The 22236-nt window shown below is 39.6% G+C and carries 20 protein-coding genes; 8 read left to right on the forward strand and 12 right to left on the reverse strand.

Annotation, left to right across the window (positions count from 1 at the left end; all coding sequences use genetic code 11):
• Positions 1 to 177: 177 nt before the first annotated feature.
• From AACU95_RS12765 to AACU95_RS12785, 5 genes are all read left to right on the forward strand, one after another.
• Positions 178 to 1041, forward strand: a complete 864-nt coding sequence (locus AACU95_RS12765; protein WP_004249644.1) for a LysR family transcriptional regulator — start codon at positions 178 to 180, stop codon at positions 1039 to 1041.
• A gap of 211 nt (positions 1042 to 1252) precedes the next feature.
• Entirely contained in the window at positions 1253 to 1774 is a 522-nt protein-coding gene (locus tag AACU95_RS12770) for a fimbrial protein (RefSeq protein WP_017827027.1), read from the forward strand.
• Positions 1775 to 1838: 64 nt separating this feature from the next.
• The gene (locus AACU95_RS12775; RefSeq protein WP_004246313.1) at positions 1839 to 2498 is read left to right on the forward strand and encodes a fimbrial biogenesis chaperone; all 660 of its coding nucleotides are present in this window, start codon (positions 1839 to 1841) and stop codon (positions 2496 to 2498) included.
• 12 nt (positions 2499 to 2510) lie between these two features.
• A complete protein-coding gene (locus tag AACU95_RS12780) occupies positions 2511 to 5036 on the forward strand; it encodes a fimbria/pilus outer membrane usher protein (protein ID WP_161737076.1) in 2526 nt (841 codons plus the stop codon).
• A gap of 9 nt (positions 5037 to 5045) precedes the next feature.
• Positions 5046 to 6065 carry a fimbrial protein gene (locus tag AACU95_RS12785; protein ID WP_004249648.1) on the forward strand — a complete coding sequence of 340 codons (1020 nt, stop codon included), beginning with the start codon at positions 5046 to 5048 and terminating at the stop codon, positions 6063 to 6065.
• Between the two features lie 68 nt (positions 6066 to 6133).
• Here AACU95_RS12785 and yigL read toward each other — a convergent pair whose 3' ends face one another.
• From yigL to pldA, 4 genes are all read right to left on the reverse strand, one after another.
• Positions 6134 to 6934: a sugar/pyridoxal phosphate phosphatase YigL gene (yigL, locus tag AACU95_RS12790; RefSeq protein WP_004246316.1), complete on the reverse strand. Its 801-nt coding sequence runs from the start codon at positions 6932 to 6934 to the stop codon at positions 6134 to 6136.
• Positions 6935 to 6946: 12 nt separating this feature from the next.
• Complete coding sequence (gene pldB, locus AACU95_RS12795; RefSeq protein ID WP_004249650.1) at positions 6947 to 7951, reverse strand: lysophospholipase L2; 1005 nt, start codon at positions 7949 to 7951, stop codon at positions 6947 to 6949.
• A gap of 20 nt (positions 7952 to 7971) precedes the next feature.
• On the reverse strand, positions 7972 to 9801 hold the full coding sequence (recQ, locus tag AACU95_RS12800) for an ATP-dependent DNA helicase RecQ (protein ID WP_004246318.1): 1830 nt from the start codon (positions 9799 to 9801) through the stop codon (positions 7972 to 7974).
• Between the two features lie 111 nt (positions 9802 to 9912).
• The gene (gene pldA / locus AACU95_RS12805) at positions 9913 to 10788 is read right to left on the reverse strand and encodes a phospholipase A (protein WP_004246319.1); all 876 of its coding nucleotides are present in this window, start codon (positions 10786 to 10788) and stop codon (positions 9913 to 9915) included.
• A gap of 234 nt (positions 10789 to 11022) precedes the next feature.
• Here pldA and AACU95_RS12810 point away from each other — a divergent pair, with 234 nt between their 5' ends.
• Positions 11023 to 11490 carry a thioesterase family protein gene (locus tag AACU95_RS12810; protein ID WP_004249652.1) on the forward strand — a complete coding sequence of 156 codons (468 nt, stop codon included), beginning with the start codon at positions 11023 to 11025 and terminating at the stop codon, positions 11488 to 11490.
• Positions 11491 to 11624: 134 nt separating this feature from the next.
• A complete protein-coding gene (rarD, locus tag AACU95_RS12815) occupies positions 11625 to 12518 on the forward strand; it encodes an EamA family transporter RarD (protein ID WP_004249653.1) in 894 nt (297 codons plus the stop codon).
• Positions 12519 to 12528: 10 nt separating this feature from the next.
• On the opposite strand, the gene AACU95_RS12820 is transcribed toward rarD, so the two are convergent.
• From AACU95_RS12820 to lptM, 7 genes are all read right to left on the reverse strand, one after another.
• Positions 12529 to 12933, reverse strand: coding sequence for a hypothetical protein (locus AACU95_RS12820; RefSeq protein WP_004246322.1), 405 nt, complete (start codon positions 12931 to 12933; stop codon positions 12529 to 12531).
• Positions 12934 to 13088: 155 nt separating this feature from the next.
• Positions 13089 to 15245 carry a DNA helicase II gene (uvrD, locus tag AACU95_RS12825; protein ID WP_141192134.1) on the reverse strand — a complete coding sequence of 719 codons (2157 nt, stop codon included), beginning with the start codon at positions 15243 to 15245 and terminating at the stop codon, positions 13089 to 13091.
• Between the two features lie 145 nt (positions 15246 to 15390).
• Complete coding sequence (gene yigB, locus AACU95_RS12830) at positions 15391 to 16107, reverse strand: 5-amino-6-(5-phospho-D-ribitylamino)uracil phosphatase YigB (RefSeq protein ID WP_004249656.1); 717 nt, start codon at positions 16105 to 16107, stop codon at positions 15391 to 15393.
• A complete protein-coding gene (gene xerC / locus AACU95_RS12835; RefSeq protein WP_161737077.1) occupies positions 16107 to 17030 on the reverse strand; it encodes a tyrosine recombinase XerC in 924 nt (307 codons plus the stop codon). Before xerC ends, yigB begins: the two co-directional genes overlap by 1 nt.
• Positions 17027 to 17737 (reverse strand): DUF484 domain-containing protein, encoded by a 711-nt coding sequence (locus tag AACU95_RS12840; RefSeq protein WP_004249657.1) that lies wholly within the window; start codon positions 17735 to 17737, stop codon positions 17027 to 17029. The genes xerC and AACU95_RS12840 overlap by 4 nt, the downstream gene beginning before the upstream one ends.
• 24 nt (positions 17738 to 17761) lie before the next feature.
• A complete protein-coding gene (gene dapF, locus AACU95_RS12845) occupies positions 17762 to 18586 on the reverse strand; it encodes a diaminopimelate epimerase (protein ID WP_004246327.1) in 825 nt (274 codons plus the stop codon).
• 41 nt (positions 18587 to 18627) lie between these two features.
• Positions 18628 to 18795, reverse strand: a complete 168-nt coding sequence (gene lptM, locus AACU95_RS12850) for an LPS translocon maturation chaperone LptM (protein ID WP_004246328.1) — start codon at positions 18793 to 18795, stop codon at positions 18628 to 18630.
• Positions 18796 to 18875: 80 nt separating this feature from the next.
• Between lptM and cyaY the strand changes: the two genes are divergently transcribed.
• Positions 18876 to 19193, forward strand: coding sequence for an iron donor protein CyaY (gene cyaY / locus AACU95_RS12855; protein WP_049211589.1), 318 nt, complete (start codon positions 18876 to 18878; stop codon positions 19191 to 19193).
• Positions 19194 to 19262: 69 nt separating this feature from the next.
• On the opposite strand, the gene AACU95_RS12860 is transcribed toward cyaY, so the two are convergent.
• The gene (locus tag AACU95_RS12860) at positions 19263 to 21860 is read right to left on the reverse strand and encodes a class I adenylate cyclase (RefSeq protein ID WP_004246330.1); all 2598 of its coding nucleotides are present in this window, start codon (positions 21858 to 21860) and stop codon (positions 19263 to 19265) included.
• Positions 21861 to 22236: the final 376 nt, after the last annotated feature.

The raw sequence follows: 22236 nt of genomic DNA on the forward strand, positions 1-22236 counted from the left end.
TAAAAAATAACTATAAATATTCTTCTCTAATTAAAAAGTAGCATTACAACTTATAATGTTAATATTTTTTTAACTCACAAAAAAAATGCGTATTATTACCTATTAACAATGCTAAGATATATTGCTAGCTTCATTTAAAATGCATTATTAATAAACAATAATAAGAAGGACTCCATTATGGAAAAATCCCGCACAACATTAGACCAATGGATCACCTTACAAGCTGTTGTTGATTACGGTGGCTTTGCTCAAGCCGCTGATGTGTTACATAGGACTCAATCATCAATTAGCTATACTATCAATAAGTTAGAACAAACCTTGGGTATAGAAATACTTTCTTTAGAAAAAAGACGCGCAGTATTAACTACTGAGGGAGAACTATTGCTAACACTTTCTCGAGAAGTGACAGAAAAAGCATTATCTCTAGAAAAAAAGGCAAAAAACATCAAGATTAACAATAAGTTAAAAATTAACGTACTAATTGACCCAATGTATGTCGCTGATCTTTTTTTAAATAAAATCTCACAATTTATTAAGCAGAATAAACAGTATGATATTAATATTTATAGGAATTCTCTCAGCAAATCAGAAATTTTAGCGCAAAAAGAATATGATTTAATTGTGTCACCTTATTATATTAAATCACTGCAACCTATTGTTTTAGAAAGCATTACAACTACCTTAGTATCACATCCAGATAGCCCATTACAGAAACTACAAGATGAGGAATTATTACAGGAATTACAAAGGCATAGCTGTATTTCTCTTTCTCCTGATTCACCCGATACTGATAATCAGGCCCAAGTCATTCAAGTTGGCTCTGTAGAGACAGCAATTAGCTTAATTCAGCATGGTTTAGGTTATGCACGTCTCCCCCTTATTTTTATTCAAGATGAATTGAATAAAAAAACAATAAAACAATTAATAACGCATAAAAAAGAGAAGGAATATAAATTCTATTTATATTTGAATAAAAATTCATTTATTAATGAAAACTTGCAAAGTTTATTATCAACAATTAGCTATTCAACAAATATCTAAAAACTTTTAATAAAAAATCATTTTAATTAAATTACGACATATTAAATAATTTGATGCAAGAACAAAAAAACTCATGTAAATGTTTATTAACTTAAAAAATTAGCAGTGTTATATTTTATCGGCATACTGTCTATGCAAATAAATTTATACACATATATACTTATAAATAGATTAAAAAGTAAGTTCGCTTACTTTTTATATAGGACCGATCATGAGCAAATTAAATAAATCACTCTGTGCATTAGGAGTGACTCTTTCTATATTCTCAGCACCTGCTGCTTTAGCATCAGGCACAATTAACTTTACGGGAGAAATAACCGATCAAGCATGTACTGTTGATGGCTCTTCTAAAAACTTAACCGTCGACTTAGGCAAAGTTTCTTCTAAAAGCTTAGCAACCAAAGGGGAAGTTGCTGGCCTGAAAGATTTTACCATTAAATTAATCGACTGCCCTGTTGATACCACGGTAGCCGTACGTTTTGGCGGTACTCGTGATGCAAGCGACAGAGATATCTTAGCTATAGAGCAAGTTTCTGGTGGCGCAACTAACGTAGGTATCGCGTTATTTGAGAAAGATGCTGTTTCCCAAATCAAACTGTATGACGATTCACAAGATGTACAGATCACAGGTACGGAAATTAACCTAGACTACGTTGCTCGTTATAAAGCAACTGATGCGGCAACACCAGGCCCTGCCAATGGCTCTGCTGTATATAGCATCCAATATAAATAATAAATGATAAATATGAGGGTAATCACCATTACCCTCTCACCTCTCCTCAAACTTATGGCCACTTATGAAAAAGAATATTTCCCTAATATTATTTTTACTATTTTCCCTCATAACGGCTAGCCAAGCTGCTGGAATAAGTGTGGGAGGAACACGTTTTGTCTATGACGATAATCTACGTGAAATCAGTATTCCAATTATGAATACAGATAAGGAAAAACCCTATTTAATTCAAAGTTGGGTTTCAGCTTATCAAGGTGATGAAAAAACACCTTTTATTGCAACACCTCCACTATTTCGTATTGAGCCAGATAGTTCAGGCACGGCGCGAATTTCATATACCGGAGCACCTTTGGCATCAAACCAAGAAGTGGTTTATTGGCTCAATATCAAATCCATTCCACCGATGGAAAAAAGTCCAGAGAATCAACTCCAATTAGTGATTAATTCTCAATTTAAATTGTTTCTCCGTGCCCATGATATTGAACCACTTGATTTTGATAAGGTGAAATTATCTAAACAAAATAAAGGGTTAGTAATAAATAACGATACGCCGTATCACCTGACAATTAAACATATCTTAGTGGGTGATAAACGCTACCCATTTAATGATTTTGTTAATCCTCACCAAGAAGTGGTCTTGCTAAAAGAAAATCATATTCCGCAGAAAGTTACCGTTCAATTTATCAATGATTACGGTGCGACTGTAGATAAAGTATTAAATTAAGAGTATACGGCGATGACTTTTTCTATGATAGCAGTATCTACAAAACGATTACCCATCAACATGGCAGATAATCTTTATCGTCGTGGAGTGTTAGCTATTGCTATCACGACTGTTTTATTCCCTTATACTGTTCTTGCTGAAGATATTTTTAATCCTGAAGCACTTAATTTAGGTATCGAAAATCACGTTACAGATATTAACAGTCTGAATTACCTGTCCTATGCAGGAGGACAACTTCCAGGTGTCTATTCTGTCGATATTTATCTTAACGATAAACTTATCGATAATCGTCAAATTCGTTTTATTTTTGATGACGATAAAAAAGTGCTGGCGCCTGAAATCAGTAAACAGGATTTACTCAATTGGGGAGTCAAAGGGTCCGTTACAGACGCGTTTAGCCAACAACCTGATAGTAGTAAAATAACGGATATTGCTCGTGTTATTCCTAATGCTACATATAAATATGATTTTTCACGTGCGCGATTATCATTTTCGATCCCACAAATTGCATTATATAACTATGGGCAAGGTTATATATCCCCCACAGAATGGAATGATGGGATTAATGCAGCCTTTATTAATTACACCTATCGTCAGAATAAATATTGGTATCGAGACCAAAAAGACAGTGACAATATCTTTTTAGGATTGCGCAGTGGTATTAATCTAGGCGCTTGGCGTGTACGTAATCACAGCACTTACAACAAAAATAGTGATAACGCCGCAGAATGGAACAGTCTACAAACTTACGTTGAACGCGATATCCGCCGTTTAAAAAGTCGATTAACACTAGGTGAAACCGCATCAAGTAATGATGTGTTAGAAAGTGTTCCTTATCGTGGTATTAAATTAGCCTCAGATGAAAGCATGTTGCCACAAAGTCAGCGTGGCTTTGCTCCTGTTGTAAGAGGAATTGCACAAAGCAACGCAATGGTGACTATTCGCCAAAATAATAGTGTTATTTATCAAACCTCTGTTCCTCCCGGTGAATTTGAAATATCAGATCTCTATCCCACCTCTTATAGTGGTGATTTACAAGTGACTGTTGAAGAAGCTGATGGGAGCAAACGTACATTTTCCCAACCCTTCTCTGCAGTCCCCATGATGCAACGAGCTGGGAACTTAAAATATAGTCTCGACTTGGGGAAATATAATGCTGATAGCGCAGAGCGAAAACCGACCTTTTTACAAGCTTCTGCCATTTACGGCTTACCTTATAATTTTTCCCTTTATGGAGGTACGCTACTTTCAGCAGATTATCAAGCTTATGCGATAGGTGCCGGCGTAAATATGGGTTATTTAGGGGCGATTTCAGCCGATATAACTCATGCAAATACCACACTTATCGATAACCATAAAGCACAAGGGCAATCTTATCGTGTCCAGTATTCAAAATATTTACCGGATACCAAAACAGGATTTTCATTAGCGTCTTATCGCTACTCAACTAAAGATTATTATGATTTTTCAACCACGAATGAACGCTTTTCACAGCTTTATCGTAAGAAAAAACAGTTTCAGATCTCAGTATCGCAAGCATTAGGAGAGCTTGGTTACCTCTCTTTAAATGGTTATCAGCAATACTATTGGTATCAAGATAGAGTCGATCGCAATATCAACCTAAGCTTTAACTCTAATTATCGCTCACTCAGTTATAGTATTTCTTATGCCTATAATAAACGGCAAGAAAGTGAATTAACCGATCAAATTTTATCGATTAACTTTAACCTGCCGTTCAATATGACCAGCAATAACAATTGGTTAAGTTATCGTTATAACACCAGTAAACAAGGTGATTCGATAAGTTCTGTGAGTTTAAGTGGTACTCGTCTCGAAGATAACAATCTTCAGTATGATATTTCGCAAAACTATAACCATACTCGCCAAGAATATAGCGGTGCTATCAATGGTAGTTATAGTGCTTCGGGCGGCGAAATCAGTGCTGGTTATAACTATGATAAACGTTTCCAGTCAGTGAATTGGGGAGCAACTGGCGCGTTATTAATCCATCAAGATGGAATAACCCCATCTCGCACTATCTATGACTCCGCTATTTTAATCAAAGCGGAAGATATTGATCATTTGAAAATTAGCAGTGCGCAAAGTTTATATACCAATGCTCAAGGTTATGCCGTTATCCCTAACGTTTCCCGTTATGAACGCAATAGAGTAACGGTTGATCCCGCATCCTTAAAGGGAAACAACGATGTGGAACTCACTTCAACAACAGTGATCCCAACGAAAGGCGCGATTGTTTTAGCCGATTTTAAAGCTCGCAAGGGTGCAAGAGTATTAGTGAACCTCTCTTATAACGGTAAACCTTTACCATTTGGTAGCCAAGTTGAAATTAGCCAAGATGGACAAGTGATTTCCAGTGGGATTGTGGCTAATGATGGTGAGGTTTTCCTAAATGGTGTACCTGCAAGTAGTCAACTACAAGCCAAATGGGGGAATAGTGCTACGGAACAGTGCCAAGCAACATTAAACGCCGATCTATCGCTCGAGAAAATTCAATTTTTACAACTGGACTGCAGATAGGTGATAAATATGAATAAATATATAACTTTGGGTTGTCTGTCTGCACTTTTGTATACATCAACCGCTTTTGCTGAATATCGTGCCGATACAACCACTAGAACGGTGAGTTATAACAATCCAATTTATGTTTCAAGAACCGCGCCTATTTTAACAGAGCTGGCAACGATTGACTTAGGCACTATGTATGGCTGGACTTGGTGGAATATCACAGGCCCAGTACAGGCGGGGATCTACTTGCCCGGCTATATTTCAGCTTCCAGCCCTAAAGTAGGCAGTGCCTATGTGCGTGAATTAGGGACTAGTGGTATCGGTTATACCCTACACGGGACTATTACTGTCGGTTGCACCGGCTCTGCTTATGTCGATGGACTATATAATGTTGATGGCAACTACAGTAATCGCCTTATTTGCACAAGTAACTTAAACCGTAGTAGTTATACCGCTTCTTTAAAAATGACGTTATATAAACTGCGTAACAATATCAAATCACAAACCATTCCAAGCACATGGGTTGCTATGCTGATTTTGTATCACAATGGGGGATTTATCACCAGTGACAATACTGGCCGCACTGAACCAAAGGTTTACCTTAATCCCCTTAATATTGTTTCCAGTGGCTGTGAAGTTATCAATAATAATATTAATGTTCCTTTAGGATCTGTGGCAAAATCGAGCTTTAATGGTGTTGGCTCTGTTAGCCCTGATAGTCTACAAGATGTGAATATCGATTTAGATTGTGATCCCGTTTCACCCATTAAGATAAAATTCGATGGCACCCCAGATGCTAGCCAAACCGCAGGCACGATTAGCCTTAATAATGCCAATGATAGCAATACAGCCAAAGGCTATGGCATTCAGGTGAAATACCAAAACCAACCCATTGAGTTAGGAAAATTGATAACGGTGAGCGAAAAGAATAACAGTGGTAATTTTTCTATTCCTTTAGAAGCGGGTTACATACAAACTTCTGAGACTACCACTGCAGGCAAAGCTGATGGAACACTGCAATTTACCCTGCAATATCATTAAGTGAATTGCGCTCTTAAACTAAAAGGCGGAAGTATTATCCGCCTTTTAATTTATCCCATTGGTTATGATTAAACCTGATACAACTTACGTAAATAGTGTGCAACAGCATCATCAACATTTGAGCCAATCACTTCCATATCCGGTAATAGATCTTTTAGTAGCTGGTGGGCATTTTGCATAATGCAGCCCTTACCCGCCATCTGTAGCATCTCTTTATCATTCATACCATCACCAAATGCAATGGCGTCTTTTACTGAATGTTGCATCAACTTAGCGACTTTTTGTAGTGCCTCTCCTTTTGATACCCCACCCGCCATAATTTCTAGGCAATTACGCAATGAAAAACTTGCGTTAATTTTATTGCCCCAACGTTGATTAATTTTCTTTTCTAACTCAACTAACAATTCATGATCTTCTGAGGTAAAAAAGACTTTGCACACCTGCGTTGTTGGGAAGCCTGTTTTCTCAAATAGACGGTAATTAAATACCGATTCTTTAAAAAATTCTTTTAATTCAGGCGTTTCTTTATTGATATACCAGTCATCACTGCTATAAATATTCGTTGCAATATCTGGGTGATCAAACACCATTAGGGCTAAGTCATAAACGATTTCAGGTTCAAGATCTTGACTGAAAATAAGAGTGCCTTGCGTATTGTGTACTCGAGCCCCATTTGAAGTGATCATATACGCGTCAATACCAAGCCCATCACGAATTTGTGCCACATCGATATGATGACGTCCTGTGGCAAACACAAAATGGATCCCTTTTTCAATAAGCAGATGTAACGTTTCTTTAGTATAGGGAGTTAATAAGTGGTTAGGTGATAACAAGGTGCCATCAAGATCAGAAGCAACTATCGAATACATACACATTCCTGATTAAAATAAATGCTTATCATAAAACTCACAGATTTCAATTAATGCTTGTGAGCGTAGCTTATCTATTTCGAACAAGATTTCATGGTGCGCACCTTCAATCACAAGTGGCAATTTTTGCTTTTCTTCTCTTGTTCTGGACTGACTATAACCATCACAGAAAGCCCTTACTCCCCGATTATCCACCACTTTATCTAGCTCAGCTTCAAGTACTAGCAAAGGGGTGTTAATCTCTTTTGCATGTTCAATCAGCCAATCCCCCGTTTCTAGGCTCTCTTTCATCCAATGATAGGTCGGCCCACCTAAACGTAATTGAGGGAAATCGGCATAGTAACGTAAATATCGACGATACCTTTCATGGCTATGAGTCAATACATTCAAGATAAATGGCAAAGGAAACCATTTGCCCGTTGATACCGCGTAATTATTTCGTTCTGAAACACTTTGTTCTGCACGGTTAACTAAAAAATTAGCCACCCAGCGTGGTATTGGTAAATTAATCCCAAACATCGGCGCACACAGTGCGGCGGCTTGGAAAGTATCTGGTTTACGTAATAGGTAACTGGCTAAAATAGCGCCGCCCATCGAATGGGCTAACGCAAAATAGTGCTGATAGTGATAAGGCAAAACGATAGTATCAATAAATGTCGATAAATCATCGACATAATCACTGAATTTTTCTACGTGCCCTTTTTGCGGATCATCTAATAAGCGCCCTGATAATCCCTGCCCCCGATGATCGAGAAGAAAAATATCATAGCCAAGGTGATAAAAATCGAAGGCCACTTCAGGATATTTCACATAACTTTCACTACGACCAGAGCAGATCACCAACGCTTTTTTGTGTGATGAAGAGCGCCAATGAACATAGCGAATGCTCACGCCATCGACTCCGGTAAATTCGCCTTCCTGTCGTTGGTTCCAAAAGTCCAATAAGATACCATTCGTAAAAGCAGAGAATTGCTTTTCACGAGATAACCACATGTGCTGAAAAAGTGTGGTTGTCATTCGGCTCCTCCTCGTTGGCGCTATTCGAACCCCTCAATATGATCACGGATAAGTGTCATAAATGCTGGCCCAAATCGTTCTAGTTTTCGTTGTCCTACCCCATTGATCAACAACAATTCATCAGGGCAGACAGGGCATTGTTCCGCCATTTCAATCAGTGTGACATCATTAAATACCACAAAGGGTGGAATATTTTCTTCATCAGCAATAGATTTACGTAATTTGCGTAGTTTCGCAAATAATTTCCTATCGTACTGTCGATGACTATTTTTTGTTTGCTGATAACGGCTTTTTGTTGGGCTTAATAGTCGTGGTACTGCCAAGGGTAATGACACCTCACCACGCAATATCGGTCGAGCTATCTCAGTCAATTGTAATGCAGAACGATGAACGATATTTTGCGCAACCATACCTAAATGGATCAATTGGCGGATCACACTCATCCAATATTCATGGCTATGGGCTTTACCAATACCATAAACTGGCAATTTATCATGACCATTATCGCGAATGCGTTGATTATTGGCACCGCGTAAAATTTCAACAATATAACCAATGCCAAAACGTTGTCCGGTACGATAGATGCAAGATAACGCTTTTTGTGCATCCACTAACCCATCATATTGTTTAGGTGGATCAAGGCAAATATCGCAGTTACCACAAGCTTGTTGGCGGTGTTCACCAAAGTAATTAAGTAACACTAAACGTCGACAAGTTTGTGCTTCGGCAAAAGCCCCCATGGCATTTAATTTATGGGATTCAATCGCTTTTTGTTCACTTTCTGGCTTCTCATCTAAACAACGACGTAGCCAAGCCATATCCGCGGGATCATAAAACAGTACCGCTTGTGCAGGTAAACCATCGCGTCCTGCGCGTCCCGTTTCTTGATAGTAAGATTCAATATTACGCGGAATATCAAAATGAACCACAAAACGTACATTGGGTTTATTAATTCCCATACCGAAAGCGACCGTTGCGACCACAATCTGCAAATCATCGCGTTGAAAAGCATCTTGCACTTTCGCTCGTGTGGCAATATCCATACCCGCATGATAAGCCGCGATACTTAATCCTCGCTTGCCTAGTCGTTCAGCGGTCTCTTCTACTTTGCTGCGACTATTACAATAGATAATGCCTGATTTTCCTTTCTGCCCACGAATAAACAGCCAAAGTTGATCGAGCGGTTTATATTTTTCAACTAAAGTATAACGAATATTTGGGCGGTCAAAACTGCTAATATGAACTAAAGGAGTGCGTAACGCGAGCTGATTAATAATGTCATGACGTGTTGTATTATCAGCTGTCGCCGTTAACGCAATAATAGGGACATCAGGAAGATACTGTCTTAATAAGCCAATTCCTCGGTATTCAGGGCGAAAATCATGACCCCATTGAGAAATACAGTGTGCTTCATCCACCGCTAATAAAGCAGGCTGCCATTGCACTAAATGGTGAAGAAAACTCTCCATCATTAGGCGTTCAGGTGCAATATATAACAGTTTTATTTCACCCCGTTGACAACGCATTTGTACTTGCAGTTGTTCATCTCGGCTTTGAGTTGAGTTAAGAAATGCCGCGTCAATACCATGTAAGCAGAGTTGATCAACTTGATCTTTCATTAGGGAAATCAACGGAGAAACAACTACGGTTAAGCCATCAAGCAAAAGCGCAGGTATTTGATAGCAAAGCGATTTTCCCCCTCCCGTCGGCATGACGACTAAACAGTCGCGCCCGGTGATAATGGTATCAATAATCTCTTGCTGGCCTGGTCGAAATTGCTGATAACCAAAGGTTTCGCGCAAAATAACCTGAGCTGATGGCATTGAATTAAGAACTTCTGCTGTGGACACGCCATTCCTCTGAAAAGCTGGTAAGAACGATAATGAGGAGTAAAAGAAAAGGCACCAGTATAAAGGTGCCATCACCACTTGTCGTGTTATGCTACCCTAGAATGAAGAAAATTACAGCATATCATTGAGCATAACGCCGACACCGATACGAGTTTGACGGAAATTATAATCAATCATCGACTCCCCATACCCACTAAATAGTTGGGTATAAAAGCGTACATGCTTGGTAATAGGATAGCTCCAGCCTAGCTCAGCAGCACCGTATCCGCTACTCCAGTTATAACGCCCTGTTAAAGTAAACGTACTTTCGCCTAAACGATAACCCGCTTTTAAGCGGTAATATCCCATATAGCGATTAATATCGGGATTATCATCATTTTTAGCACTTTCATTAAAACGGTACCAAGGTTTCAGATCGAGTTGGAAATTACCTTTTTGCGCCATAAAACGTGCATAAACACGATTCCAACTTCGTGAAGTAGGCTCTGCGCGGCCATTCGATTCATGGTTAAATCCCGTTTCAATTTCTCTTAATGTCCAACCGGCAAATTGATAATCCGTCGCCCAACCTAAAAATAGTTGTGGTTCATAGTTGGTTTCACGAAACGGCGCAGACTCTTTTTTATTACTTAGCTGCCACCAAGAGCGTTGCGTATAGGAAGCCGCTAATACAGAATTTTCCCCGGCAATGCCACGCCACAGCGGGAATGCAAGACTTATCTGAAATTTAACTTCATCTTTTTTAGCCTTATGACCCCAATCATAACTGGCAATCGCCTCTTTATTCATATCGGAGGTTTTTGTGTAAATAATATAATTAGATTCATAAGGGTAAAGTACAAAGGGTGAATCATACTCTTGTAATAGACCGGAAATAATACTGCCCTGAACCAACGGTGTTGGAGATGATACAGGTGATATCTCCGCCGCCACTCCCCATACAGGGTAGGTTAAAATCACCGTGAGTAAAGAACGGATGTAACGCATAGTTAATTATCCTGTATTATTAGTGAACAATATAAAAGATAGCACTTAATATTTGTCGTGAGCGCTTATAAATCAGCTTTATTCGCGTTAGGCGTCCATATTTTACACGTTATTTCCATTAAATCTCATATATTTTCTCGCCACTCTATTAATCGGATGAATGGGAAATTACCTTTTTGTCATCTATTATTAACAAAACATTAACCTAATAATAAAATGTCGAGGAACTTTAAAATGGAGAAAATATTAACACTGGAAGAAGCACAAGCGTTGATTGGACATGTTTTTGTCTATCAAATGCCTTTTAATCAACTGATAGGTTTAGAATTAATTCGCTTCGAACAAGATTATGCTGAGATCCAATTTCGCTACCAAGACAAACTGGTTGGCAATATCGCACAACGCATTTTACATGGTGGCATGATAGCCTCGGTGTTAGACGTAAGTGCAGGTTTAGTCTGTGTAGGTAATGCCCTAACACGTCTAGCCCCTATATCCCAAGAGCAACTCGAACAAAAACTGGCCAAAATGGGCACTATCGATCTACGTGTTGATTATTTACGCCCAGGGCGAGGGGAATGTTTTACCGCAAGTAGTCATATACTACGTAGTGGTAATAAAGTTTCTGTGGCAAGGGTTGAATTACACAATGAAAAACAAGTTCATATCGCCAGCGGCACAGCAACTTATATTGTTGGCTGATGCGACTTATCCATTATCTTGGGTAGATTAATATTAATTACTTGTAAAAAAACATGCCTAATGACACATTAGATAATGTCATTGGGTATGATAACCCCGTCACATATTTCATTTCCATCAATACCAGAGATAGCATGAGCCAGAAAAACACTTTAAAAGGCGTTTTATGTGCCCTAGGCGCCTATTTGATCTGGGGTATTGCCCCTGTCTATTTTAAAAGCATTCAAGAAGTGCCCGCAGAAGAGATCTTAACACACCGTATTTTATGGTCATTCTTCTTTATGTTGCTTTTAATGTCGATCACTCGCCATTGGCCCTATTTACGCCAACTTGTTCGCCAGCCCAAAAAAGTACTAATGTTAGCACTTACTGCGGTGATTATTGCCAGTAACTGGCTTATCTATATATGGGCGGTTAACCACGGATTTATGTTAGAAGCCAGCCTTGGTTACTTTATTAATCCATTAGTTAATGTGTTATTCGGTATGATTTTTTTAGGCGAGCGCTTTCGCCGTATGCAATGGTTCGCCGTAAGTTTAGCCTTTACTGGCGTCTTTATCCAATTATGGCAATTCGGCTCTGTACCTGTTATCGGCCTTAGTTTAGCAGTCACATTCGGCCTATATGGACTATTACGTAAAAAACTTGGGGTAGATGCACAAACGGGTATGACAATAGAAACACTGTGGCTGTTTCCTGTTGCTTTAGTTTATATCCTCTTTTTTACCCATTCACCCACCAGCAATATGTTAGAAAATAGCTGGTCGCTAAATACATTACTGATTGCTGCAGGGGTTATCACCACCGTACCCTTACTGCTCTTTACCGAAGCAGCTCAACATTTGCGTCTATCTACCCTAGGATTTTTCCAGTATATAGGACCCACATTGATGTTTATTCTCGCCACTATGGTGTATGGAGAACAAATCGATGCGGAGCGTTTAGTGACCTTTGGGTTTATTTGGGTCGCCCTTATCTTATTTACTTTAGATGCACTCTACACTCAGCAACGTTTAAGACGAAGTTAGCACATACTTACTATTGAGCTAAATTATCAATACTAATGAAAGCGCCAGAAAGATACCCCTTTCTGGCAGGGCTTGAGTGCTCTTCTTTTGTATTACAACCCATTGCTATCGCTTCTATACGGCGTTGTGAGCGTCTAAAGAATGTTGATGTAGAATTAGTTGCAATACGGATAGCACCGATCACCCCACTTAAATAGAGATTCATGCGCGGCACAAAATCACGTTGATGTCGTAATAATCGACAATAGAGATCTTCTTCAAACGGGTTGGCAGGAGCACTAGGATGGTAAGTATCAAAACGCTGCTCATAAATAGGCTCCACAGGAGGCATTTTATCAACAGAGAAATCCTCAGTGATTTTTGTCACAGGCTTAATTGGATAATAAGTATCAAATAATACAGAAGTAATTTTCATCAGCTAACTCCGTTAAAATAATCTGTAACGGAATTATTAATTCGGTTAATTATATGTTCATTAAAAAAAATACCCTTAACTATCTTCTAGATTAGTAAGGGTGTTTTTTTATATTGCTCTCTTTTAAAAAATTAACAGTGTCAATAAATAGCCAATCACTCTAATCGTGCAAAAGCAGCAACCAACCACTTAATACCTTCACCATTAAAGGCTATTTGTAATCGGCAGTGTTCACCGCTACCTTCGATATTAATAATAGTACCTTCACCAAATTTAGGGTGCTTAACCCGTTGACCAAGGGAGTAACCTGTATCATTACTAATAATCGGTGTACCTAAACGATGATGATTCACGGGACGTGAAACCGTCGCCCGTAACCGTACTTCTTCAACACACTCTTTTGGTAACTCGCCAATAAAGCGCGAAGGTCGATGGCTCACTTCTTTACCATATAAACGGCGGTTTTCAGCGTAAGTAAGTGTTAACTTTTTCATGGCACGCGTCACGCCAACATAAGCTAGCCGACGCTCTTCTTCTAAGCGCCCACCTTCATCCAAGGACATCTGGCTTGGGAACATGCCTTCTTCAACCCCGACAATAAACACTTGTGAGAACTCTAGCCCTTTCGCCGAGTGTAGTGTCATCAATTGAACAGCATCTTGATACGCATCAGCCTGTCCTTCTCCTGATTCTAATGCCGCATGAGAGAGAAAAGCTTGCAATGGCATTAAATCTTCGTCTTCATCTTGATAGCTAAATTGACGAGTCGCCGTCACTAGCTCTTCCAAGTTTTCAATCCGCGCTTGTGCTTTTTCACCCTTTTCCTGCTCATACATCGCTTTTAAGCCAGAATCGCGAATAATACGGTCTGTTTGCACATGCAACGGCATATCCGCTGTTTCATTTGCTAACGTCTCAATTAATTCTAAAAAGCGCGCAATTGCGGCAATAGCCCGGCCTGCTAGCATTTTATGCTCAATAACCTGTAATGCACTTTCCCATAATGTGATTTGGTTATCTCTAGCTACTTGGCGAACCACATCTAAGGTTCTATCACCAATTCCACGCGTTGGCGTATTCACAACACGTTCAAAAGAGGCATCATCGTGACGATTCGCTGTTAAACGCATATAAGAGAGGGCATCTTTGATCTCTTGACGCTCGAAGAAACGCTGTCCACCATAAATACGATAAGGCATATTCGCTTGTAATAGCGCTTCTTCCATGATGCGCGATTGGGCATTACTACGATAAAGAATGGCACAATCTGCAAGGGCGCCTCCCTCTTCATGCCAACGCTTAATACGCCCTACTACATAACGCGCTTCATCTAGGTCGTTAAATGCACAATAGAGTGAAATCGGCTCGCCTTCAGCCCCTTCTGTCCATAGGTTTTTACCTAAGCGATCGCTATTATTAGCAATTAAGGCATTAGCGGCTTTTAGAATATTACTGGTGGAGCGGTAATTTTGCTCTAAGCGGATGGTTTCAGCACCGGGAAATTCATTTAAAAAGTTTTGAATATTTTCAACTTGAGCCCCACGCCAACCGTAAATAGATTGATCATCATCACCGACTATCATCACCTTACCAGTCTGTCCTGCCAACATCCTGATCCAAGCATATTGAATACGGTTAGTATCTTGGAATTCATCCACTAAGATATTGGTAAAACGGTGTTGATAGTGTTCTAGAATTTGTGGTTTATTCAGCCACAACTCATGGGCACGCAATAACAACTCCGCAAAGTCCACTAAGCCTGCACGATCACAAGCTTCTTGATAAGCTTGATAGACTTTTAACCATGTGGTTTCCACGGGGTTACCATAGGTCTGAATATGTTGTGGGCGGAGTCCCTCATCTTTCTTTCCATTGATATACCACATACCTTGACGAGGAGGCCATTGCTTATCATCAAGAGCCATGGATTTTACGATACGACGAATTAAACGGTATTGATCATCACTATCAATGATTTGGAAGTCTTGAGGTAAACCAGCATCAAGATAATGCGCCCGTAATAAACGATGGGCGAGACTATGGAAGGTACCTATCCACATTCCCCCTTGACTAGTACCAATCAAGTCCTCAATACGATGACGCATTTCTGCTGCAGCTTTATTAGTAAATGTTACCGCCATAATGGAAAAAGGAGAGGCTTGTTCAACAGATAATAACCAAGCAATGCGATGTACTAATACGCGTGTTTTACCACTACCAGCACCTGCAAGTACCAGCATATTTACACGCGGTGCTGCAACGGCTTCGCGCTGTTTATCGTTAAGGCCTTCGAGCAGATATGAGACGTCCATAATTACCAATCATTGAGTGAAGAGAAATACTGTGGATATATACAGAAGTTAGTTTATTAAGCAACAAACTAACAGGATTTTACGCCCGATGCAAAACTATGCCCACTGAAAAGTGGATAAAGACCTGCACAGAGCGCGTCTATGATTAAATTAATTCAACCAGTTTAGCTAATTCAGTGATCTCAATATGAGGCATAACACGCGTTTCACCTTCGGTAAACAAACTGCGATTATCTAAATTAATCCAACACGCCTGTAATCCACTTTTAACCGCGCCTTCTACATCCGTCACTAGATGATCGCCTACATGCAAAATATTCTGATGAGGGAGTTTAAGTAACGAAGCTGCCTTATCAAACATATCAGGATAAGGCTTAGAGCGCCCATCAGGCCCTGCCTTTAAAATATGTGTAAAGTATTGCCCCAACCCACAGCTTAATGGATTAGCATTACCATTAGTAATAGCGATTAATGGGATTTTTTCCGCCAGTTGTGTCAACACTTGATGGGTATTATTAGGGACATTAATACGGCTACGCCAATAAGCAAAATGAGCCATAATTTCATCAGCACCTTGCTGTGCTTTAGTTTCACTATAGCCATAGTCTAACAACATATTTTTAGCCGCTAACCAACGCCACTGAGTGATATCGTGAAAAATATCAGGATTATTTTCTAATAGTGGCTGTTTGTAAGCATCTACATCATGTTCAGTAAAATGGTGAAAACGCTCATCATACTGACGGATAAACGCTAAGGTCTCTTCTTCTGTTTTATCCATCACAGGAACATTGTCATACAGCGTATCGTCTAAATCAAAAGTCATCGCTGCAATCGGCATCAGAGTGCGATAAAAGTGCATTATGATTTTTCTCTCTTAGCTCTTGGATGAGCAGCATCATAGACTTTCGCTAAATGCTGAAAATCTAAGTGAGTATAAACTTGTGTGGTTGATAAATTAGCGTGGCCTAATAGCTCTTGTACTGCTCGCAAATCACCACTTGATTCAAGTAAATGAGTGGCAAAAGAGTGGCGCAGTTTATGAGGATTGACATGGCTACTGAGTCCTTGTTTCACCCCCCAAAGTTCAAAACGTTTTTGCACACTGCGAACAGATAATCGTTGACCGCTTTTCGTTGAGATAAAAACCGCAGTATCCTCAGGAGAATACAGCTCCCGCATGGCAAACCAATGCTGTAACCACTCTACGGCTTTTCTTCCCAAGGGAACTTTACGCTCTTTACTGCCTTTACCTAATACTCGGACTTCGCCTTCTTGGAGATCAATATCATTGATATTTAAGTTAGTCAGTTCAGATAAACGTAATCCAGCGCCATACATCACTTCCAGCATCGTTCTATCCCTTACAGAGAGGGGATCTTTTAAGTCGATATTCATCAATTGACTGACTTCATCAACATCCATATTTTTAGGCAAGTGACGACCTGATTTGGGTGTTCGAACCCCTTTGGCGGGGTTTACTGCTAACATTCCTTGAGAAACTTGCCAATCAAGGAAGCTACGCAATGCTGAAAAGCGCAATGCTAAACTTGCAGGTTGTAATCCACTGCGATGGCTTTTAGCCAATAACATACGCACATGTTGGCTTTCCAGTAACGACCATTGGTTGATTTTTATTGCAACCATCATTTGTGCAATGGTCATTAATTGTCGCTGGTAATTTTCTACCGTTACCGGACTTAATCGCCGTTCAACTTCGATATAACTTAAGAAGCTATCAATGGCTAATGAGAGTGTTTCAGGGACGTCAATAATTTGGCTCATTGTCTTGCGATCCAGCGAGTTAATAACTCAGGTAATATCTGCGCGAGTTTATCCAACATTGCCGTTCCCATACCTTCTTGAAAATGTTGGCTATCTCGACTATTAAAAATGATCACCCCTAAATCGCCATAATGCCCTAATAATGAGAGTGCCACAGAGCCAGAACGACGAACATTAGGCATTAATAACATCATTTCTTGGCCATTTAATGGCCCCAAATAGTGATTATTATCGCCCATACGCTGAATACGGAAATGCTCAAATGTTTGACGAGATAGTGCGAGTGTTTGAGCATCTAAAGGGGGTTGTAATTGCCAACGATCGGTGAAAAGACGCAGTTGTACTGAGTAAAGCCCTAACTCCTTCGCCCAAAGATTTAACTGTTCCAGCATTTCCTTTAATGAATTACAGCGGGATAACTCAGAGATAAGCCTTAGTAATTGGCTAAATAGAGATTCATTTTCTGCAGCTTGCTCAATCAACAAACGCATATCCTCTTCAAGATAATGGATACGTGTTCGCTGACGTGACATTATCCACTCAACTAATGAGATACTCCCTCTTACTGGGTGAGGAACTTGCATTTGCTCAATATAGCTGGCATTACGGATAAAGAAACCAGGATGCTCCTTGAGATAATCAATGATGGTTTGATCGTTGAGTTCGTTTTTCTCAGGGTAACAAAACTGCTCATTCTTATCCGTCATACCAAGCACCTCTCAAAAATAATATTATAGCTGGATTGTTCCATCATAAATATGCACAGCAGGTCCTGTCATATAAAGTGGGTTTCCTGTACCTTTCCATTCAATTGATAATGATCCACCCGGTAAATTAACTTTCACTTTTCTATCTAATAAACCTTGGGAGATCCCCACCGCGACAGCGGCACAGGCACCGCTTCCACAAGCTTGAGTTTCTCCAGCACCACGTTCAAATACCCGTAAATGCAATGTATTTCTATCAACCACCTGCATAAAACCAATATTGGCGCGCTCTGGAAAGCGTTCGTGTTGTTCCAATACTGAGCCCAATGACTCAACTTCCGCAGTTTTGATATCTTCCACTTGGATCACGCAGTGCGGATTTCCCATTGACACCACACCACATAGAACTGTTCGTTCCATCGCTCTGATAATATAGGTTTTTTCTACTTTTTGAGCACGAAACGGTACTTTTTGTGGTTCAAACTCTGGCTCTCCCATATTGACACAAACATCTTCATTATCCATAACATGTAAGGTCATTCTGCCAGACTGGGTACTGACTTTTATTTCTCTTTTATTTGTAAGCCCTTTTAGTCTCACAAATCGAGCAAAACAGCGAGCACCATTGCCACATTGTGCGACTTCACTCCCATCAGCATTAAAAATGCGGTAATGAAAGTCCAATTCAGGATCATAAGGTGCTTCAACTACTAACAGTTGATCAAACCCAACACCAGTATGTCGATTGGCTAACCGGCAAATTAATTCTGGTGAAAAATAAACATTTTGGGTAACAGCATCAACAACCATAAAGTCATTGCCTAACCCATGCATTTTTGAAAATTGCATCTTAACCCTGCCTGAAACGGGTGTCCCGTTTCTAATATTGACTAATTGTTTTGTGTTGAGGAAGTCTCAACTTGCTGGGTTGGCTGGGATGACTGAGTCATATTTGCCTGAGTATCTTCAGGCGGGAAATAGAGAGGGCCTTTCAAGCCACAACCAGAAAGAGAAATCAGTGTTATTATAGCAAGGGTGCAACGTAAATACGTTTTCATTCGAAATCTGCCTATCATTAATTTGGTTAATATCCTCTATAATCGCAGTTAGATCTCGAAAAGCAAATAGGAAAATGAAGATGAACGATAGTGAATTTCACCAATTAGCTGACGAATTGATGTCAGAAATAGAACAAACCATTGATAATTATGAAGGTGATGCGGATATTGATTGTGAAATCAATGGTGGCGTAATGACATTAACCTTTGAAAATCATAGTAAAATTATCATTAATCGTCAGGAAGCCTTTCATCAAGTATGGTTAGCAACGCGTTCTGGCGGTTATCATTTTGATTGGAAAGGTACACAGTGGATTTGCGATCGTAGTGGCGGGGAATTTTTAACCATGTTGGCTCAAGCAATCAGCGAACAAAGTGGTGAAGCATTTTCTTTTTAACACAGACAACTAAGTGATGGGTGCGGAAAAGTCCCCATCACTTCTCTATCGGTTTTGCCGTGTCGATTATCAGTGATGATGTACAGCCTGATAATCATTAAACCCTTGAATAGGCTTAGTACTCATCTCTTCTTTTGGCGCTGTTTTACCTAGATCACTTAGCTTACCAAACGATCCCCCAGCAAAAGGCAGTACTTGCGTTGCTCCATCCACTTTCACGATTTGATAAAACTGTGGCAAATTGAAGTTGATAAAGCTTGAGCCATAAGTAAAGCGATCATGAGATGAAGAGTAAAAACGGCTGACATCTTTTACTAACTCTTCTTTACTGCCTTCGCAGTGAGAATAAATCTCCACTCGATTAGCTTCATCTAAGATATAGATATTAAAGACATTATTATCCTCTGTTGTTTCAAAGAAGAACTGAATAATCCCTTCACAAGCAAAACCATCAATCACCGCGGGCAGATAACGGGCATCTTTGCCTAATTTAACGGGTAATCCATGCAATTTGTTGTATGAAATAGCACCATAAAATTCAATGGCATTCTCCAACTTTTGCACAGAAACATTAAGACGTTCAAAGAACAATCCCCATGTTTGCCCTGCAATACGTAATGCTTTAAAACGCCCTGGCTCTAATCTATTGGTTGATAAACGCAATTCAATACATTCTGAGACTAACTGTTGAACACGGGTGCGAATTAAACCACGTAGATGCTGGCTATAACAAAAAACTTCAACCGATGCAGGTGGGGCCGCATCTTGGTGCATTTTACCTAAAATAGTTTTTAACGATTCCAACATCGATTGCGTACCATTAAAATGCAGCGTTCTCACTTCATTCCAAGAGTTACGATAGAGTAAATCGATACTGCCAATTAAGCATTGCTCTTCCTCGCCAAAGCTAAATACATCCAACTTTCTAAAATCAAAATGCACTACTTGATCAGAAAAACGCTCTGTTGGGTCGACTTCTAAATTGACAATAATGGCTAAATGTCTAATTTCACAAGGGCTATACAGTGCTTTAGGCGTCGGGGCAGGTAAACGAATAGGAAAATGACTCGAGATATCCCGCACTAATTCATGAAGTTTAATTTCATCACAAGAGGAGTCACCTTGATGAATATAAACCTGTGAATCTTTAGTAAGTAACCCATTAAAATAAGACCACGCCACTAATTTATTTAAGTAACGGTTATATTCTAACGGTTGATGACCAACAATATGTGCAAAATCGGGAGCCCGATTATAAAGATACCAACCACTACGATTAGCGCGTCCCGGTGGCACATAGATAAAGGTTAAATGAGGCTCGGATAAATCAGGAGAAATCTGTGGATTAACCAGGGTTACTTTACCCGGTAGCGCTTCAAAAGCGGCATAAAGCTTACGTGTTAATACACCAATATCTTGTGGACTAGCACTGACACTTAAGTTATTACGGCGCGCAAAACGAATAAGATTACGATAGCTTTGCATCATCGTATCTAATAATTCATTATGTGCGTTACGAACGCGCTCTATTTTCCAGCTATCACGATTATCTAATATCGCTAAACGTTCGTGATCCCACTGCCACTGCGTGACTAACTGAGATAATACTTGGCGTCGCCAACCTGCAGGTTCATTCTCATTTTTTTCATTAGATAATTTTTCACAAACTTTCAGGTAGAAACAGCGACGGATTAAATCAAGGCGGGTTAAATCATTAATCGAAACTAAATAGCGGGTTACGCGCTCAAGCATCATACAATATGCATCTAAACCGTAATTTACGATTTCACCACGATGAAGATGCTGTTTCATTTCTAATGCCAACAATTTGCCATTAGGGTAATCCGCGGAATAGGCTTCCAATAAAATACTTTTTAATACGGCTTTATAAGGTGAATCAACACTCTTATAGAGTTGCCACAGGCTTGCACCAAAATACTCTTCGGCAGAAAGCTCACCCAGTCCACCTAAATCAAGCCATTCATTGGGCGTTAATACACCTTGGGCATAGAGTGAATTAACATATTCATCGTAATGGTACTCTTCTTCTACTGGTACCATCGTCCATAACAAACGTTTACCTGCAAGGCGAACAGCGGTACGGTAGAACTCATCAAGTAACAGGATATGCTGAGTTGAGCCGCAATCTTCCCCACCTAAGCTACCACTTGCATGATGACGGAAGCGATTCTCATCAATTAAGAAAAAAGTAACATCAATACCTAATTCTCCCGCCCATTGTTCTATCAGTAAACATTTACGTTGTAAACGCGCACGCTCATCTTGGTCCAGCCAAGATTGGTGACAGACCCAAATATCAATATCGGAGCAGTGACTTTGCCCAATCGAGGAAGTACTTCCCATCGAATAGATACCCGTAATAGGTAACTCTCCGCTGGTGTATCCATTCATTGGCTCATCACATGATGCATTAGTCAGCTTATTGACCCATTGACGTTGCACGTCATCAGGTTCAAAGAAACATGTACCATGAGGGACATTTCCTTGAATATAGCCTGGCAACTGAGGGTGGTGGTAATGCAGTAAAACAGGAATTAAACCATACACCTGTTTAAACACATCACTCATCGATGCAAATGCACGTTCCAGCCTGAGTTGATTAATCGCATCCAGCCGTTGCTTCAGTGTTTCAATATAAAGATACAAGAGTTTCGCCTGAACAATACTAAGAAAATAGTAGAATCTGAGTTTATAAATTACCGAGCTTTAATTATTCAATTATTAATAGATAAAACTTTACTAACAAAATCTCGGAAACGTGATCAATTTAACACCTTGCAAGCAAGGCGTAAAGAGGATCTCAAAATATAGCACCAAGATCTAAATTGCTTTTTTAGTCGCTTAATCGTATAAAGCAGAGCAAATAATGACTTTTATATCATAGAGATAGTCTATTTTACTTATAGAGAAAACATATAGAAAAAAGTGTTGATCGGCCATAAAACAGCTAAAATCGACGAGTTACCTTGTGATAACAAGTTGAAAAAAAATACTTACCTTTACCTAAAAAAGAGTAAAAAAA

The organism is Proteus sp. G4415 (assembly GCF_963896075.1).
GTDB classification, from domain to species: domain Bacteria; phylum Pseudomonadota; class Gammaproteobacteria; order Enterobacterales; family Enterobacteriaceae; genus Proteus; species Proteus mirabilis.